Here is a 17,737-nt window from a genome sequence, read left to right as displayed (position 1 = left end):
TTGTTTTAAGGATGACGACTATTTAGCTGGACCTGGAGGCTTACAGTGACTAATAAACAGTTAACTTCGAAAAGTGCAATTAAATGTGATCAGAAACCGGCGGAGCTGAATAGTCCTGAAATCACTAAGGTCATGACGATCAGAAGTACCGTGACCCGTGTCTGCGAAGTGATCACCGACCTTCACTTCAGTGTGCCCGTAGCGTTATCGAAACCGAATGTACCCGAGGCCGTTGATGACGTGTTGACGTTGCGTGGTGTCGAAGGAAACGTCGCTGTTGTCGTGGAAAAGTGGGACCTCATGAAAGCAGGGCAGTCTGGATGGCTTGAGGTTACGGGGCTTCTGGAGGATGGCACTGCGCATACTATCAAGTTGATGAGCGGTGAGCCGCTTACGGATAATGATGAAAAAAACGGGGTATCGCGCCCGCTTTTACGTAAAGAGCTGAATAAATTTCCTAGCAAGACCGAGTTGACTGTCGTATTCAGAACCACGGTGGATGCCTGTTGTGAAGACGGGCCGGTGATTACTTTTCCGGAGTCGACCTATACGCTGCGCAAGTATTATCGAGACCTGACGGATTTCAATGACAAGACTTTTGGACGGTGGGAAAGAGGGCCGGGAGCTCCGGACCCAAGGGACCTTTCTTTTGAATCGTTGGGTGTGGCAAGCGACGGCACCGAGAATTACGCCGTTTTAAACTACACCTATACCAGTAAAAATCTCGGGGTCATTTTGCATCGGGAGTTTGATGATTTGGAAAGCGGCACTACGTATGCATTTTCCGCGAGTGTTCGCCGGTATAACACCGCTGATCCAACGCCAAAACTTTCATTGAAAGTAGACAACGTAGCCATCACGAGTACGGCTGTGCTTACTGATCCCAACACCTGGGTTACTCTTTCTGGCACCTTCGTGGCGAGCAGCAATTTCGCGCTACTGGTGCTCAATAGTCACGAACGTGATCCCGGTGCTGTAGGTAATGACTACCTTATTGATTATCTGCTCGTCGAGGAAGTTTAGCGGAACTTCCAAGTGCAGTGCCCGCACGTAAGCGGCCATTCGCTCTGAACGATCTCATCTTATAGAAAGTGATTATTTTGCTGGATATGGAGGCTTATCGTGACCCAATCGTTAACGTCCAAGAGTGCAAATCAATGTGGTCAGCCTCTGCCGGAGCTGAACAGTCCTGAAATTACCAGGACGGTAACCACCAGAAGCACCGTGACCCGTGTCTGTGAAGTGTTTACCGATCTAAAGTTCAGTGTGCCCGCGACGTCGTCGATACCGGAAGTCTCGGAGGCAATAGAGGGTGTATTGGACCTGGGCAAGTTCACGGGTGACGCCACTGTCAAGGTGAGAAAATGGAGTTTCATGACGGCGGGGCACAAGGGCTGGCTGGAAGCCAGGGGCACCTTGAAAAATGGCTCCCCCTACACCATCACCTTGATGGCGGATGAGCCAATTACGGCGGACGAAGTGGAAAATGGGGTGTCGCGTGTTATTCCGCGCACCGAGCTGGCGAAGCTGGCCGACAATAGCCAGTTGGTCTTCGTATTCAAGACCTCAGTGGAAGCGTGCTGTGAAGAGGGGCCAATGGTTGTTTTTCCTGAGTTGGAGCTTATGGTCAAGCTGCGTCTGATAGAAATCGAGGAGAAATTTGAAGCGCAGACCCTAAGCACGTTTCCAGCCAAGGGCGGTGTGGATACACCGACGATGACGATTACCTTTGAGCACGGTGAGGCGACTGCGGGTATTGTTCAGTTTCATAACCACGCATTTGCATCGGATAACCATTACGGAGTGGTGCTGGATATACACAAACTGCCGTCACCGCAAATCCATCGTTTCGTGTTTAAAAATGCATTGGTCTACTTGAAGTACTCATGGACATCCAAGCAACAGGATGCCGCAGTGACTTATTTTGATGAGGATAACAATCTGCTCCAGCGCCTGGTGTATCCCGGAGATGACTCTGCAGGTATGTGGCTTGAGTATGTTCCACCCCTCGGCAAAACGGTTTGTTCAATGGTAGTGGAAGTCAGTGATCATTCATTTTTTGATAATTTCACTATGCGCTATTACGGGTGACAGTGAACTGATGTCAAAGGGTCGTTCCCTCGTGCGAGGGAACGACTGGACGTTTTATTTTGGCCCGAGAATCTTCATCAACTTGTCCGGCGATGGCGCTCCCTGCTGTTGCTGCAACCCGCCCTTGTCATCCAGGTAGAAAATTGCCGGCGTCGCCGACAACTCCAGCTCTTCCATCAACTTCATGTTGCCCTCGAGCTTGGCTTCGATAGTTGTCGGGATCTTGTCCAGCCCCTGCAACTTGCTGCCCTTGCCGGCGGCTTCGTGTTCTTGCAGGGCCTTTTGCGGGTCCTTGGCGGCAAACAGCGCGGCGGACTTGGCGGCGCTGTCCTCGCGGATGATGCCCACCATGATGTGGCGCAACTGCACCTTGCCGGCCTTCACCCACGGACGCGCCTGTTCCCAGAACATGTTGCAGTAAGGGCAGTTGGGGTCGCTGAACAGATAGACGATGCGAGGCGCGTTTGTGTCGCCGTCCTGGATCCAGCTGCTTTTTTCCATTTTGGCCCAGACTTCCTTGGCCATTGGCGCATACACCAGTTTTTCCAGGGGCGCGCTGCTCAGGTCGTTGCCCTGGGCGTCGTACAGGTTACCGGCGATCACGCTGTTGCCGTCGGCGGTGAGGTACAGGGCCATGCCACGGTTCTGGTATTGCGCGGCATAGCCGGTGAGGCCGCTCGGGGCATCGAATTTGCCGAGGATTTTGGCGCCCTTGGCTTCGATCTGCTTGATCGGCGCCGGCCAGTCTTCGGCCTGGGCCAGGGTGGCCGCGAGCGTCAGCGGCAGCAGGGTCAGCAGGTGGCGGAGGCTTGGCATGTGGGTTTCCTTTGTGGGGCGGTGTCGAAGGGTTCCAGGGCGCGGGCCAGGCTGGCTTGGGACAACTCGCCCAGGTGGCTGTTGATCAGGCGCCCATCGGCTTGGTAGAACAAGGTGGTCGGCAAGGCCATGGAGCCCACGGCCTGGCCGAGACGGCCGCTGGCATCGAACAGCACGTTATCGAGGGTCAGGCCCTGGGTGGCCAGGAAGGTGCTGACGCTTTGCATGCTTTCGGCCTGGTTGACGAACAGGAACGTCACGTCCGGCCGTTGGTGTTGCGCGCGTTCCAGCACCGGCATTTCGCGACGGCACGGCGGGCACCAGGTGGCCCACAGGTTGATCACCAGCGGGCCGCCCTTGTAATCGGCAAGTTGCACCTCCTGGCCATCGGCAGTGCGCAGGGTGATCGATGGCAGTTGCGAACCCTTGTCGTAGAGGTTCAGCGACAGGCTGGTGATGCCCCAGAACAACAGCCCGGTGATGACGCCCGCGCTCAGCGGTTTGCGCAGGGCCGGGCGGCGCCAGCCGTAGGCGAGGGCGGCAAGCACCAGCGCGATGATGCCGGGCCAGGCGAGAAAACCGCCGTCGCGCAGGTCGACCATCTGCAGCCAGTCATTGCGGTAGTCACTCCAGTACATCAGCACGAAGCTTACCCGCGCCGCGAGCATGCCCAGCAGAAACACGCTGAACAGCACCGACTCGGGGTTCTCACCGCCACGCTTGGCCACACGCCAGCCCACCAGGGTGGCGAGAATCAGCGCGCTGATCAACAGGATGTGATTCAGCGCGATGGCGAAGGTGCCGATGGTCAGGGTCAGCATCAGCGGGCGTCCCGGGTCTGAGTCCAGCGTTGCAGGAAGGCATCGGCGTCAACTTCACCGGTGATGCGCCGGGCGCGGCGTTCTTCACCGTCGGGGCCGATCCACACGAAGCTTGGCGGCCCCGGCACCTTGTAGCGGCCGAGCAGTTCGCGGCTGGCGGCGTTGTCGGCGGTGACGTCCAGGCGCAGCAGGCGCACGTCCTTGAGGGCCTGCATCACCTCAGCGTTGCCGAACACCTGTTTTTCCATGATCTTGCACGACACGCACCAGTCGGCGTAGTAGTCCACCAGCACCCACTGGCCCTGGGCCCTGGCGCTGTCGAGCTGATTTTGCAGGGCAACCGGGTCGTTGATCGTGGTGAAGGCGTCGTGTGCCTCGGCGGTAGCGGCGCGCGAGCCGCTGTAGACGCTCAACGGTTGCCACAGGTCGTCGCTGCCACCGGCTGCGCCCACCACCAGCACCGCACCCCACAGGCCCAGCACCACGGAGCCGGCGCCAAATACCTTGGCGGCCAGACCGTATTCACGCGCCAGTCCCCAGCCGCAGTAGGCCATCACCAGCGCCAGTGCGCCCCACAGGCCAAGCCACACGCTGTCGCCGACCACCGGGCGAATCATCAGCACGGCCGTGCCCAGAAACAGGAAACCGAAGACGCCCTTGAGCACGTTCATCCAGGTGCCCGGCTTGGGCAGGAAGCGGTTGCCCACGGTCACCAGCAGCAACAGCGGCACACCGATGCCGATGCCCATGGCAAACAGGATCAGACCGCCATGCAGCGCATTGCCGCTCTGGGCGATATAGAGCAGCGCGCCGGCCAGTGGCGCGGTCATGCACGGGCCCACCAGCAGGCCGGACAAGGCGCCGAGGATGCCGGCGCCCACCAGGCTGCCACCGCTTTGCTGGCGGCTGACGTTGTCCAGGCGGTCACGCAGGAAGGTCGGCAGTTGCAGTTCAAAGAAGCCGAACATCGGCAGGGCGAGGATCACAAACAGGGCGGCGAAACTTCCGAGGATCCACGGGGTTTGCAACAGCGCGGCGAGGTTGGCGCCGGCGAGTGCGGCCAGCACGCCCAGCGCGGCATACACCAGCGCCATGCACACCACGTAGCTGCCGGCCAGGGCCAGGCCGCGACGCGGGCTGGCGCCACTGCCCACCACCAGCCCCGCAAGAATCGGCAGCATCGGCAATGAGCAAGGGGCAAACGCCAGCAACAGGCCCAGGCCGAAGAACGCCAGCAAGCTCCAGCCCAGGCTGCGTTCTTGCAGACCGCTGGCCAGGCTCTGGTCCTGAGCCTGGGCGGTGGCTACGGCCGGGTTGCCGCCCAGGTCGACGGTGATCGATTGCGGCGGGTAGCACAGGCCCGCATCGGCGCATCCCTGCCAACCCAGCTTGAGTTGGCCGGTGGCGCCGGCGGGGATCTTCACTTCGAGGCCCTGGCGATACACTTCCTGCTCGCCGAAGAACTCGTCGCTATGGGCTTCACCCTTGGGCAGCGTCGGCTTTTCGGCCAGGCCTTCGAACTTCATGCGTTGCTGGTACAGGTAATAACCGTCGGCAATCTGCCAATACAACTGGGTCTCGCCACTTTCCAGGCGTTCGGAGGTAAAGGTGAATGCCTTGCCCACAGGGAGGAAATCGGGTTTGGTTTCGAAAGGGTTGCCAGGCGCGGCCTGGGCGAATCCCGCGAGCATTACCAGCAAAAAGGTAAACAGATGCCGCATGGTCAAGCCTTAATCCCGTACAAGTTGAGGCACACAATGTGTGGCGTTGATTAACCGATGATTAACCGGGCGCTATTCTAGAGTGTACGGATCAGCGGGTGTTGCCAACATTGGCGGCATAATGCGCGCTTAATCCCTGCATTCTCTAATCACGCCATCTTTCATGAAGGGTTCAGCATGCACGTACTGGTCTGTGAAGACGATGAACTGATCGCCAGCGGCATCGTGGCCGGCCTTACCGCCCAGGGCTTCACCGTGGAGCGCGTCGCGAGCGCGGGCGCGGCGCGGGCGATGCTCAAGGCCGCAGCGTTCGACATCATGGTGCTCGACCTCGGCCTGCCCGACGAAGACGGTCTCAAGCTGCTGCAGCAACAGCGCAGCCAGGGCCTGGAAATCCCGGTGCTGATCCTCACCGCACGGGATTCGGTAACCAATCGTGTCGACGGTCTGCAAGCCGGTGCCGACGACTACCTGCTCAAACCCTTCGATCTGCGCGAACTCGCAGCCCGCCTGCAAACCCTGCTGCGCCGGGTGGCGGGACGCAGCGTCAACCTGATCGAGCACGGCCGTCTGGCCTACGACCCCAGCAGCCGCGAGACCTTCCTCGGCGGCCAGCCGGTGGATCTGTCGCGTCGTGAGCAGGCTTTGTTGCAGGCCTTGCTGCACAACAAGGGCCGGGTGCTTTCCAGCGAGCAGCTCAAGGACAGCGTCTACGGCTTCAGCGACGAGCTGGAAAGCAACGCGCTCAATGTGCATATCCATCACCTGCGGCGCAAATTGGGCAATGGCATTGTCGAGACCGTGCGTGGCCTCGGCTACCGTCTGGGGGCTGCCGATGAAGGTCGCCCGGATGAGGGAGAGAAGGTTTCGTGAAAAGCCTGCGCCTGCGCCTGACCTTCAAGCTGGGCGCCGCTTTTGTGTTGATCTGGGCGCTGGCGGCGACCTGGATGCTCAACGACCTGCGTAACCAGATGATGTTTTCCCTCGACCAGCGTCTGGTCGCGTCGGCGCGCATGGTGGCGGGGCTGACCGAGCAGATGCCGGGCCTGGCCAGTGTCAGTGGCGGCGCGCGTTTCAGTGCCGAACACCTGCATGTGCCCGGTGGCATGGCCTGTCAGGTCAGCTCCCTGCGCGGGGAGGTCCTCGCGCGCAGCCACACCACCCCGGACGAGGGCCTGGAGTCGCACCAGAGCGGCTTTCGTGACCAGGTGATCGACGGCGTGGCCTGGCGCAGCTTTACCCTCAGCCGTGGCGACCTGTTGATCACCACCGCCGACCGCCATGCGGAGCGCGAAGCGTTGAACACGTCAATCCTGCTGGCGGCCTCGGTGCCGGTGGGCGCGGCGATGCTGGGGTGCCTGTGCCTGTTGTGGCTGGGCATCGGCCAGAGTCTGCTGCCGCTCAATCGTATGCGTGATGCCTTGATGCGGCGCAGTGCCGACTCCCTCGAGCCGCTGCAGATTCACCCATTGCCCAGCGAACTCAAACCGCTGCTCGACACGCAGAACCAACTGTTGCAGCGTATTGCCAAGACCATCGAGCGTGAGCGCCGCCTCACCGGCGACGCCGCCCACGAACTGCGCAGCCCGCTGACGGCGATCAAGACCCACCTGCAAGTGGCCCGCATGACCGATGGCGCGGCCCGCGACCAGTCGCTGGCCCATGCCGAGGCAGGCGCCGACCGCCTGCACCGCACCCTGGAGCAATTGCTGCTGCTGGCGCGGGTGGAGGGCAGCCTGTCGTTCGACGACGGCGTGCAGTCCAGCGCCGAAGAGGTCGCCAGGCTGGCGATCCAGGATGCGAATGCCGGTGATAACAGGCGTATCGACCTGATCCTGCCGGACAACCTCTCTGCCGCCCCGGTGGAAATGCCGGTGGGCCTGGCGGTCGCTGCGCTGCGCAACCTGCTCGACAATGCCCTGCGCCATACCCCGGCCGATACCCGTGTGGAACTCAGCGTGCTGACCGCCGCCGACAGTGTGATCTTCCGCGTGCGCGACCATGGCAAGCAGATTTCCAGCGAAGACCTGCAATACCTGACCCAGCGCTTCTGGCGCAATGGCAACAGCGAAGGCTGTGGCCTGGGCCTGGCAATCGTGCAGGCGATCGTGCAACGCTGTTCCTGCTCATTGAAATTCGACAGCCAGCCCGATGGTTTGCGTGTCGAACTGGGCATGCCGCTGCGGCGCTGATTTTCCTTTTCCAGGTGCCAGATAGTTACCGCCATCCTGAGGTGCAAGCCTTCAGGATGGCGGTAATTTTTTTGCGCTTGAACGGGCTGAACGATTCGGCCTGTATTGAAAAGGATGGTTCTTATGTTGGTCATTGACAGCAGTTTCCCCGCCACAGGTTTCAACCAGCGCAACGGCGAGCAGGTGCAGCAGGTAATCCTGCACTACACCGCCGCGCCGTTTGCCTCCTCGTTGCGCACCCTGACCCAGGATGGGGTGAGCGCCCACTACCTGTTGCCCGACCCGAATGAATCCGGCTATCGCTCTGCCGGGTATGACGAGTTGCGCGTGTTTCGCCTGGTGGAGGAAGACCAGCGGGCGTGGCATGCCGGGGTTAGCCACTGGGGTGGGCGGGACAACCTCAACAGTCGTTCGATGGGTGTGGAGATCGTCAACCTGGCGCGGGATGACAAGGGGGTGTTCACGTTTCCTGCGTATGCCCCGGAGCAAGTGCAGGCATTGATTGCGCTGGTGCGCGATGTGCTTGGACGGTATCCACAGGTGGGGCCGACCGACATTCTTGGGCATTCGGATGTGGCGTATTGGCGCAAGAGTGATCCGGGGCCGCAGTTGCCGTGGCGGTATTTGTTCGAAGCGGGGGTGGGTGCCTGGTTTGATGAGGCCACCCGGGTGATGTACCAGCGGCGGTTTAACCTCGGATTGCCGCCGGAGGTGGAGGTGGAACGGGCGTTTCAGCGGTATGGGTATAAGGCGGCTTCGAACCGTCAGGCGTTTGAGCTTCGGACGCGGGCGTTTCAGATGCATTTTCGGAGTAGGGATTATGGCGGGATTTTGGACGCTGAGACGTGTGCGATTTTGTATGCCCTGAATGAGAAGTATCGGGGGCTTTGATTGGGGGTATATCCGTTCTTCAGGTCACGGCGGCTTAGGGTTCCGCCCTTGCGCCGGTTCACTTCGGAGACAAAATGTGGGAGGGGGCTTGCTCCCGATGGCTGAGTGTCAGTCAGCTTATTGGTCGCTGACCCACTGCCATCGGGAGCAAGCCCCCTCCCACATTTGGATCTCCATTTGTCTGATGGATATCACACGGCTTTTGATCTCAGGCGCCCCGTCAACCACGCTGGCCGCACGCAGGCGAGGTGCCGAGTGGTGGGGCAAGGGCGTTTTGCTTGAAGCCGCCATCACCCAAATATCGGATATGCACTCAACTAACCAAAAAAGCCCCCTAAATCCCCCCACCCTCAAGCGTCTCCAAATCAAGCATCCAAACAGCGTATTGAGGGATTCGAAAGATGTCAGTCGCTACCAGCCGTATCGAAACCACCCCGGCGCACCCCGCCGAAACGCTCTACCAATTCGACGAAACCCCACTCCTGGCCCGCCAGCGCCAACAGGAATCCAACGCCCGCAGTTACCCCCGGCGCATTCCTCTGGCGCTCAAGCGGGCCAAGGGTATCTACGTGGAAGACGTCGAAGGCCGCAGCTTCATCGATTGCCTGGCCGGCGCCGGCACGCTGGCGTTGGGGCATAACCACCCAGTGGTGATCGAGGCGATCCAGCAAGTGCTGGCCGATGAGCTGCCATTGCACACCCTGGACCTCACCACGCCGGTCAAGGATCAGTTCGTGCAGGACCTGTTCGGCCTGCTGCCGGCCGAGCTGGCGCGGGAGGCGAAAATCCAGTTCTGCGGCCCCACCGGCACCGATGCGGTGGAAGCGGCGTTGAAGCTGGTACGCACCGCCACCGGGCGCAGCACGGTGCTGTCGTTCCAGGGCGGTTACCACGGCATGAGTCAGGGCGCGCTGAGCCTGATGGGCAGCCTGGGGCCGAAAAAACCCTTGGGTGCGTTGCTCGGCAATGGCGTGCAATTTTTGCCTTATCCCTATGACTACCGTTGCCCTTTCGGCCTGGGCGGCGCGGAAGGTGTGCGGGTCAACCTGCATTACCTGGAAAACCTGCTCAACGATCCCGAAGCCGGGGTGTTGCTGCCGGCGGCGGTGATTGTCGAAGTGGTGCAGGGCGAAGGCGGTGTGATCCCGGCCGATCTCGACTGGCTGCGCGGCCTGCGCCGCATCACCCGGCAGGCGGGGGTCGCGTTGATTGTCGATGAAATCCAGAGCGGCTTTGGCCGCACCGGCAAGATGTTCGCCTTTGAGCACGCAGATATCATCCCGGACGTGGTGGTGCTGTCCAAGGCCATCGGCGGCAGTCTGCCGCTGGCGGTGGTGGTGTATCGCGACTGGCTCGACACCTGGCTCCCGGGCGCCCATGCCGGTACGTTTCGCGGCAATCAGATGGCCATGGCGGCGGGTTCGGCGGTGATGCGCTACCTCAAGGAACATGACCTGCCGGCTCACGCGACGGCCATGGGCGAACGCCTCGGCGAGCACCTGCGCATCCTGCAGCGCGATTACCCGCACCTGGGCGATATCCGTGGTCGCGGGCTGATGCTGGGGGTGGAGCTGGTCGACCCGCACGGCGCGCCCGATAGCCAGGGCCACCCGCCGGTGCATCGCCAGTTGGCGCCGCTGGTACAGCGCGAATGCCTCAAGCGTGGGTTGATCCTGGAGCTGGGCGGGCGCCATGGCAGCGTGGTGCGGTTTCTACCGCCGCTGGTGATTACCGCTGCCGAGGTCGACCGCGTTGCCGACATCTTCGGCCGCGCCCTGGCTGCGGCCGTCGCCGGCCTCTAATTTTTTACACGGCCGGTACGTTTCTACAGATATCAGCGCTGCGCGTGGTGCGCAGCCAGCCTTTGAGCGATGGAGAACAGCAATGACCTCAGTATTTGACCGCGACGACATCCTGTTTCAGGTAGTGGTCAACCATGAAGAACAGTATTCCATCTGGCCTGACTACAAAGCCGTGCCGGAAGGCTGGTGCACCGTGGGCAAGAGCGGCTTCAAGAAGGAGTGTCTGGCTTACATCGAAGAAACCTGGACCGACATGCGTCCGTTGAGCCTGCGCCAGAAAATGGATGGCGCCGCGCTGGTCAACTGATACACCACCCAGCCATGTGAATGTGGACACACTGTGGCGAGAGAACTCCCTTGCCACAGTGTGTTCGTGCAGTTATTGCAGTGTATTGGTGTAGAGGTAATCCGTTGCCAGCGACGCCAGCGTCCGCACGCCCACCACCAGCGCCGACTCATCCACAAAGAACCCTGGATTGTGGTTCGGCGCAGCCTTGCTCATGTCCTGATCTCTCGGCGTCACGCCCAGGAATACAAACAGCCCCGGCGCCTCCTTGGCATAAAACGAGAAGTCCTCGGCCCCGCCCACCAAGGGACCCTGCACAACCTCATCCTTCGCTGCCCAACGCAGGCTCGGCAGCATTTTCTCGGTTAACGCCGGGTTATTGATGGTGGGGTCGTACTTTTCGATGATGGTGACTTCGGCCTTGGCGCCACCGCTTTCGGCGATTTTTTCGACAGTCTGTCGCACGTCCGCGTGCAGTTTCTGGCGGATGCCATAGTCGTAGGAGCGAATGGTGCCGGTCATGTCCACCGACTCAGGGATGATGTTGTAGCGCGTGCCACCATTGATGGTGCCGATGCTCACCACTGACGGGAAAGAGGAAATATCGGTGCGGCGGCTGACCACGGTTTGCAGACCGACAATGGTCTGCGCGCCCACGGTGATCGGGTCGATGCCGTCCCAAGGGCGACCGGCATGAGTTTGTTTGCCGAGGATCTTGATGCGCAAATCATCCGAGCTGGCCAGAGTCGGGCCCGGGCGGTAGGCAATCTGGCCGGCGGGTACACCGGCCCACACATGCAGGCCGAATACTGCATCTGGCTTGGGCGACTTCATAACGCCTTCCTGCACCATCATTTTTGCGCCCCAGGTATTTTTACCGTCGGGGATGAAATCACTCGGGCCTTCCTCGGCCGGTTGGAAGTAGAACACCACTGTGCCGGGCAGGCGCTCGCGCATGCCTGTCAGAATTTTCGCCGTACTTAATAGGATTGCGACATGGGCGTCGTGGCCGCAGGCGTGCATCACGTCGACTTCCTTGTCCAGGTAGATGCCTTTGGCTTTCGAGGCGAAGGGCAGGTCAGCGACTTCCTTCACCGGCAGTGCATCCATGTCGGCACGCAAGGCGACTGTTGGGCCGGGGAGTGCGCCTTTGAGCACCGCGACCACACCAGTGCGTGCGACGCCGGTCTTGACCTCAAGACCTAGCTCCCGCAGTTGTTTGGCGACCAGTTCGGCCGTGCGGGTTTCGGTGTTGCCCAGTTCAGGGTGGGCATGAATGTCGCGTCGAGTTTCCAGCAGCGCCGGCTCAAGCGCTTTTGCCTGGGCGGCGATTTCCTCCCGGGCACTGTTCTGGCCGCTGCTGGCGGCAATCACCGCGCTGCTGGCAACGCCGCACAACATACCGAAAACCCATTGATGTGTCAGACCGGTTAAGCGCATAAGGACCTCTCCTTAATTTATTGTTGTTGAGCTTTCTCCTGCACAGTGCCAGCGGTCACCACCTGCACACTCAAACGCGGCGTCGCCAGATCCATTCCGGCCTCGTCCAACTGCCGCTTGAGCGCCAGGTTGAACGCCCGCGACACTTCCCACTGTTTGATCGGCGCTGTCTTGAACCGCGCGCGCAGGATCGCGCTGCCCGACTCGAAACTCTCAACGCCCTGGATCTCCAGCGGCGACCAGATATTGCGCCGTTGCAGCGGGTCGTTGCGCATCTTCTGGCCGACATCGCGCATCAGCTTGATCGCGTCGTCGATTTCCATGTTGTAGGGGATCGCCACACGGAAGATCGCGTAGCCGAACTCCCGCGAGTAGTTCTTGATGCTCTTGATTTCGCTGAACGGGATGGTGTGCACGATGCCGTCGATGTCGCGCAGGCGCACGGTGCGGATGGTCAGGCCCTCGACGGTGCCGAGGTGGCCGCCGACGTCCACGTAGTCATCGATGGCCAGGGAGTCTTCGATAATGATGAACAGGCCGGTGATCAGGTCCGCCACCAGCGACTGCGCGCCAAAACCGATGGCCAGGCCGATCACACCGGCACCGGTCAGCAGTGGCGTGACGTTCATGCCCATGTTCGCCAGGGCGACGATGGCCGCTATGATGAAGATGGTCACGAACAGCACGTTACGGATCAACGGCATCATGGTCTGCGCACGCGCATTGGCCAGGCCCTTGCGCGAGCGGGTCAGGGCGTGATGGATCGCGGTGTCGCTGAGGATCCAGATCAGCCAGGCGAACAGCAGCGTGCCGCCCAGTCCGAACAGTTTGACGCTGATTTCATGGCCGTCGCCTTCGGTAAAGCGAATCAGTGACAGGCCCCATACCCGCAGGCCCAGTTCGATGAACACCAGCCACACCGCCAGGTGGGCCAGGGTGTAGACGAAGTTTTTCAGGCGCTCGGAGTACAGCGCATGGCGCTTGTGCCCGCGCATCGGCTTGAGGGCGTGGCGGCGCACCAGACCGTTGATGACCATGCACAACACCAGCAACACCGTGCACAGCAACGATTGGCGCAGGGCGGTGCTGGTGTCGCCGGCAGACAGGAAAGTGGCGAACAGCGAGATGCCTACCAGCAGCAGTGCCGGGAGATACCAGAACGAGCCGATGATCGACAGGGTGTCGCTGATGGCGCGGCGATTGAGGCGGCGCGACAGCGGCTGGTTGCGGATCAGGTGCGCAATCGGCCGGCGAAAGCGCAGGATAAACACGCCGGTGGACAGCGCGGCCATCACATTGGCCACGGTTGCGGCGGTATGAGCCAGGTGTTGTCCGAGAGCCTGCATCATGCGCGGGTCGCTCAGGGCTTCGCCGAATGCAGCGAAACTGCCGATCAGCCACAACGGACGGAAGGCCTGATGGCGCAGGATGTACAGCGCGCGATGGCGATGCGGGCCATCGAGCAGGGAAAAGGCAATCACGCAGATCGCCGAGAAACAGGTGCCCACCACCAACGCATAGGCCAGCACCATCGCCAGGGATTTACCCAGCGACGAGGGCAGCGCGTAACTCAGATATACGGTGATCACCAGCGCGATCAGCCACGGGCCAAGCTTGCGCAGGGCGAAACGCAGCATGTCCCAGGTACGCGGGTGTTGCGGCAGTTCCTCGGGCAGGCCAAAGCGCTCGCGCAGGCGGTGGCTCAGCCAGATCAGCGCGGCAGCCAGCAGGCTCCACACTGCGAGAATCAAGGCAAAACCAAAGATGATCGGCAGCCATTCAGTGGCCGGCAGCATCAGGGCGCTCAATTCGTCCCTGGCTTGGTCGACTTCACTGGACCAGCGTCCCAGCGGGCTGTCAGCCCCGGAAAACTGTGATTCGAGGCCCGTCAACGTACTGCCGATCAACCCCAGCACGCCTTGCTCGGCCGCCGGCTGGGCCTTTTGCGTGGCGGCACGCAGTTTCTTCAGATCGCTTAGCAGTTGGGTGCGCTGCTGGTCGTTTTCGAGGGTTTTGATCACCTCGTCCAGCGACTGGCCCAGCGGCACTTCTGCCTGGGGTTGGGTCTTGGTGCCGCTGCCCAGCAGGCCGGGCAGGCCCACGGCCTGCGCAGGTGAGAGCGGCAGCAGAGTGAGCAGGGCGATCAACAGGTAGCAGGGCAGGGCAAACAGACGGGAAAGCACGAGGCGGTCAACCTTGAAAACGACGAGTGGCCCGAGTGTACGATTGCACGCGGCATTCGGCCAGTTTGGCGAAGGTCTTGTGCACGACAGTGCAGGTCAGGTGCACACAGAACCCTGTGGGAGGGGGCAAGCCCCCTTCCACATCAGGGCAGGTCGCGACTGGCGTAGAACGCGCCGAGTACCTTCACCAGATGCGCCAGGTCATGGCTGCCGCACAGCTCGCGGATCGAATGCATGGCGAATGTCGGCAGGCCGATGTCCACGGTACGCACGCCCAGGTGGCTGGCGGTAATCGGGCCGATTGTCGAACCGCAGCCCATGTCGCTGCGCACCACGAAGCTCTGCACCGGCACTTCCTGGGCCATGCACAGGTGGCGGAAGAAGCCTGCGGTTTCGCTGTTGGTGGCGTAGCGCTGGTTGCTGTTGACCTTTATCACCGGGCCGGCATTGAGCTTGGGGCCGTGGTTGGCGTCGTGCTTTTCCGCATAGTTGGGGTGCACGCCATGGGCGTTGTCCGCCGACACCAGCAGGGATTTCTGGATGGTGCGCACAAACTCTTCGCCTTCGGGCAACAGGCGGCGCAGGGTCTGTTCGAGCATCGGGCCATCGGCACCGCAGGCCGAGCAAGAGCCGACTTCTTCGTGGTCGTTGCACACCAGCACGCAGGTTTCGTCGCTGTCGCTGGTGAGCAGGGCCTGCAGGCCGGCGTAGCACGACAGCAGGTTGTCCAGACGTGCGCCGGCGATGAAGTCGCCGTGCAGGCCAATCACGGCCGCGCCTTGGGTGTCGTAAAAACTCAGCTCGTAGTCAAGCACCACATCGGCGTTCAAGCCGTGTTCGCGGGCCAGTTGATCGGTGAGCACGGCGCGGAAGTCCACGCGCTCGTCACCGGCAAACTGCGCGAGGATCGGCGGCAGTTCGGTCTGGGCATTGATCGCCCAGCCCTGGTTGGCTTCACGGTTCAGGTGAATGGCCAGGTTGGGAATGATGGCAATTGGCAGCTTGAAGTCGATCAGCTGGCTCTCGACCTTGCCGTCGCGGCGGAAGGTCACGCGGCCGGCCAGCGACAGGTCACGGTCGAACCACGGTGCCAGCAGTGCGCCGCCGTAGACTTCCACGCCCAACTGCCAGAAGCCCTGGCGTTGCAGCTCGGGCTGAGGCTTGACGCGCAGGCATGGGCTGTCGGTATGGGCGCCGACCATGCGGATGCCGTCCTGCAGCGGCGACTGACGGCCGAGCTTGAAGGCGATGATCGAGGAGTCGTTACGGGTGACGTAGTAGCGACCGTTGGCCTCGGTGGCCCAGGTGTCGCGCTCGTCGAGACGCTGGTAGCCGGCCGCTTCCAGACGCTGGGCGAGGGCGGCAGTGGCATGAAAGGGAGTAGGGGAGGCCTTGAGAAAGTCGATCAGGCCTTGATTCAACGCTTCGCGCATAAATAGCTCCAGACAGCAGTGCGCGGAGTTTACCGTATTGGCTCCACATTTGAAGTGGAGCTGCTCTCTTGAGAACCCTGCAAGGCTAATGTGGGAGCTGGCTTGCCTGCGATGGCGGTGTATCAGCCCATGTATTTAGCACAGACAGATCGCTATCGCAGGCAAGCCAGCTCCCACATTTGACTGTGTTTGCGGTTTAGAAAGGCGCAGGGCACTCGAAGCGCAAGCGCTCGCCACTTTGCGGATGCGTAAAGCTCAACATGCTCGCGTGCAGGCACAGGCGCGGCCATGCGGCCAGGGCTTGCTCGTGGGCGTACAGGCCATCACCCAGCAACGGATGGCCAATCGAGAGCATGTGCACGCGCAACTGGTGCGAACGCCCGGTGATTGGTGTCAGCTCCACGCGGCACCAGTCGCCACAACGTTCCAGCACCTTCCAGAAGGTCAGCGCGTGCTTGCCGAATTCGTGGTCCACCACGTGGCGCGGCTTGGTCGGCGGGTCATAGCGCAGGGGCAGGTCGATGCTGCCGCTGTCCAGTGCCGGCTGGCCCCAGGCCAGGGCGGTGTAGGCTTTTTCTGTTTCGCGGTCGTGAAACTGGCGAGACAGTTCGCGATGGGAATCCGCGTCCCGCGCCAGCAGGATGATCCCCGAGGTTTCCCAGTCCAGGCGATGCACGATGCGCGCTTCGGGGTAGCCGTTTTCCTGCAGACGGGTGATCAGGCAGTCCTTGTTGTCGTCGGCCCGACCGGGCACCGAGAGCAGCAGGGTAGGTTTGTTCACCACCAGGACGGCGGCATCCTGATGCAGGATATGGATGTTGGACAGCGGCATTAAACAGCCTCGTAACAAACGCCAACGGCGGCTCGACCACCCGGCTCCCCTAAAGGGATCAAGGTGACCGAGCCGCCGCAGCGGCCGCCTGTTCGATCAACGATCAGGCAGGGTGATATTGAGTTCCAGAATCGAGCAACTGCCGTCGTTTTCCAGGGCGACATGCACGTCATCGTTGCCGATATTGACGTACTTGCGGATCACTTCAACCAGTTCCTTCTGCAAGGCCGGCAGGTAATCCGGGGTGCTGCGTTGGCCGCGTTCGTGCGCCACGATGATCTGTAGACGCTCTTTCGCGACCGACGCGGTACTTGGCTTTTTGTTGGCGCGAAAGAAGTCGAGAAATTTCATTGTTCAATTGCCTCCAAAGATACGCTCGAAGAATCCCTTCTTCTTGACGTCGAGGAAGCGATGGTCAACGGTCTTGCCCAGCAGGCGATCAACCGCATCGCTGTAGGCCTGGCCGGCGTCGCTCTGGTCATCGAGAATCACCGGCACGCCCTGGTTGGACGCCTTCAGCACCGCCTGGGATTCCGGGATCACACCCAGCAGCGTCACCGCGAGGATGTCCTTGACGTCTTCCACGCCGAGCATTTCGCCATTGCTGACGCGCTCAGGGTTGTAGCGGGTGAGCAGCAGGTGTTCCTTGATCGGCTCTTCGCCTTTCTCGGCGCGCTGGGACTTGCTGGCCAGCAGGCCGAGCATGCGGTCCGAGTCACGTACCGACGACACTTCCGGGTTGGTGACCACGATGGCTTCATCGGCGAAGTACATCGCCAGGTGAGCACCGGTTTCGATACCGGCCGGGGAGTCGCACACCACGTATTCGAAGGTTTCCTTCAGTTCGGCGAGGACTTTGCCTACGCCTTCCTTGGTCAGCGCGTCCTTGTCACGGGTCTGGCTGGCGGCCAGCACGTACAGGTTCTCAAGACGCTTGTCCTTGATCAGGGCCTGCTGCAGGTTGGCTTCGCCGTTCACCACGTTGACGAAGTCATACACCACGCGGCGCTCGCAACCCATGATCAGGTCGAGGTTACGCAAACCGACGTCGAAGTCGACGATGACTGTCTTGTGGCCGCGCAGTGCGAGGCCGGTACCGATAGCGGCGCTGGTGGTGGTCTTACCCACACCACCCTTGCCGGATGTAACCACGAGAATCTTGGCCAAGGTGTTTCACCCCTAAGGAAAAAGGACTTTTCAGCCCCTGAAAAACATCTCTTGAAACTCGC

At 61.2% G+C, this 17,737-nt stretch carries 16 protein-coding genes; 7 read left to right on the top strand and 9 right to left on the bottom strand.

What is annotated here, in order from left to right; genetic code table 11:
- Nucleotides 1–45 precede the first annotated feature (45 nt).
- Both VRB54_RS16345 and VRB54_RS16340 read left to right on the top strand, forming a co-directional pair.
- Nucleotides 46–1,023 (top strand): carbohydrate binding domain-containing protein, encoded by a 978-nt coding sequence (locus tag VRB54_RS16345; protein ID WP_338478009.1) that lies wholly within the window; start codon nt 46–48, stop codon nt 1,021–1,023.
- Nucleotides 1,024–1,122: 99 nt separating this feature from the next.
- On the top strand, nt 1,123–2,091 hold the full coding sequence (locus VRB54_RS16340) for a hypothetical protein (RefSeq protein WP_338478008.1): 969 nt from the start codon (nt 1,123–1,125) through the stop codon (nt 2,089–2,091).
- 54 nt (nt 2,092–2,145) lie between these two features.
- On the opposite strand, the gene dsbG is transcribed toward VRB54_RS16340, so the two are convergent.
- The 3 genes from dsbG to dsbD are packed head-to-tail and all read right to left on the bottom strand — an operon-like array spanning nt 2,146 to nt 5,449.
- Entirely contained in the window at nt 2,146–2,907 is a 762-nt protein-coding gene (gene dsbG / locus VRB54_RS16335) for a thiol:disulfide interchange protein DsbG (RefSeq protein WP_338478007.1), read from the bottom strand.
- The gene (locus tag VRB54_RS16330) at nt 2,883–3,728 is read right to left on the bottom strand and encodes a TlpA disulfide reductase family protein (protein WP_338478006.1); all 846 of its coding nucleotides are present in this window, start codon (nt 3,726–3,728) and stop codon (nt 2,883–2,885) included. The genes dsbG and VRB54_RS16330 overlap by 25 nt, the downstream gene beginning before the upstream one ends.
- On the bottom strand, nt 3,728–5,449 hold the full coding sequence (gene dsbD / locus VRB54_RS16325) for a protein-disulfide reductase DsbD (RefSeq protein WP_338478005.1): 1,722 nt from the start codon (nt 5,447–5,449) through the stop codon (nt 3,728–3,730). Before dsbD ends, VRB54_RS16330 begins: the two co-directional genes overlap by 1 nt.
- 177 nt (nt 5,450–5,626) lie before the next feature.
- Here dsbD and VRB54_RS16320 point away from each other — a divergent pair, with 177 nt between their 5' ends.
- From VRB54_RS16320 to VRB54_RS16300, 5 genes are all read left to right on the top strand, one after another.
- Nucleotides 5,627–6,322: a response regulator gene (locus VRB54_RS16320; RefSeq protein WP_209983393.1), complete on the top strand. Its 696-nt coding sequence runs from the start codon at nt 5,627–5,629 to the stop codon at nt 6,320–6,322.
- Complete coding sequence (locus VRB54_RS16315; RefSeq protein ID WP_338478004.1) at nt 6,319–7,641, top strand: ATP-binding protein; 1,323 nt, start codon at nt 6,319–6,321, stop codon at nt 7,639–7,641. Before VRB54_RS16320 ends, VRB54_RS16315 begins: the two co-directional genes overlap by 4 nt.
- Before the next feature lie 123 nt (nt 7,642–7,764).
- Complete coding sequence (locus tag VRB54_RS16310; protein ID WP_338478003.1) at nt 7,765–8,532, top strand: N-acetylmuramoyl-L-alanine amidase; 768 nt, start codon at nt 7,765–7,767, stop codon at nt 8,530–8,532.
- Between the two features lie 401 nt (nt 8,533–8,933).
- A complete protein-coding gene (locus tag VRB54_RS16305) occupies nt 8,934–10,334 on the top strand; it encodes an aspartate aminotransferase family protein (protein ID WP_338478002.1) in 1,401 nt (466 codons plus the stop codon).
- Between the two features lie 82 nt (nt 10,335–10,416).
- Nucleotides 10,417–10,641, top strand: coding sequence for an MbtH family protein (locus tag VRB54_RS16300; protein ID WP_338478001.1), 225 nt, complete (start codon nt 10,417–10,419; stop codon nt 10,639–10,641).
- Nucleotides 10,642–10,713: 72 nt separating this feature from the next.
- Here the strand turns inward: VRB54_RS16300 and VRB54_RS16295 are convergent, their stop codons facing one another.
- The 6 genes from VRB54_RS16295 to minD form a co-directional block, all read right to left on the bottom strand.
- Entirely contained in the window at nt 10,714–12,060 is a 1,347-nt protein-coding gene (locus VRB54_RS16295) for an amidohydrolase (RefSeq protein WP_338478000.1), read from the bottom strand.
- 17 nt (nt 12,061–12,077) lie between these two features.
- Nucleotides 12,078–14,243 carry a mechanosensitive ion channel family protein gene (locus VRB54_RS16290; RefSeq protein ID WP_338477999.1) on the bottom strand — a complete coding sequence of 722 codons (2,166 nt, stop codon included), beginning with the start codon at nt 14,241–14,243 and terminating at the stop codon, nt 12,078–12,080.
- A 143-nt stretch (nt 14,244–14,386) separates the two neighbouring features.
- Entirely contained in the window at nt 14,387–15,676 is a 1,290-nt protein-coding gene (locus VRB54_RS16285) for a M18 family aminopeptidase (RefSeq protein WP_338477998.1), read from the bottom strand.
- A gap of 196 nt (nt 15,677–15,872) precedes the next feature.
- On the bottom strand, nt 15,873–16,508 hold the full coding sequence (locus VRB54_RS16280) for an RluA family pseudouridine synthase (RefSeq protein WP_209983381.1): 636 nt from the start codon (nt 16,506–16,508) through the stop codon (nt 15,873–15,875).
- 96 nt (nt 16,509–16,604) lie between these two features.
- A complete protein-coding gene (minE, locus tag VRB54_RS16275) occupies nt 16,605–16,859 on the bottom strand; it encodes a cell division topological specificity factor MinE (protein WP_003175252.1) in 255 nt (84 codons plus the stop codon).
- A 3-nt stretch (nt 16,860–16,862) separates the two neighbouring features.
- Nucleotides 16,863–17,675, bottom strand: a complete 813-nt coding sequence (gene minD, locus VRB54_RS16270; protein ID WP_057008132.1) for a septum site-determining protein MinD — start codon at nt 17,673–17,675, stop codon at nt 16,863–16,865.
- Between the last annotated feature and the right edge of the window lie 62 nt (nt 17,676–17,737).

Source organism: Pseudomonas trivialis (assembly GCF_036864995.1).
GTDB classification, from domain to species: Bacteria; Pseudomonadota; Gammaproteobacteria; order Pseudomonadales; family Pseudomonadaceae; genus Aquipseudomonas; species Aquipseudomonas trivialis.
The sequence above is the reverse complement of the archived record's forward strand: the minus strand, read 5'-3'. Positions and strand labels throughout refer to the sequence as shown.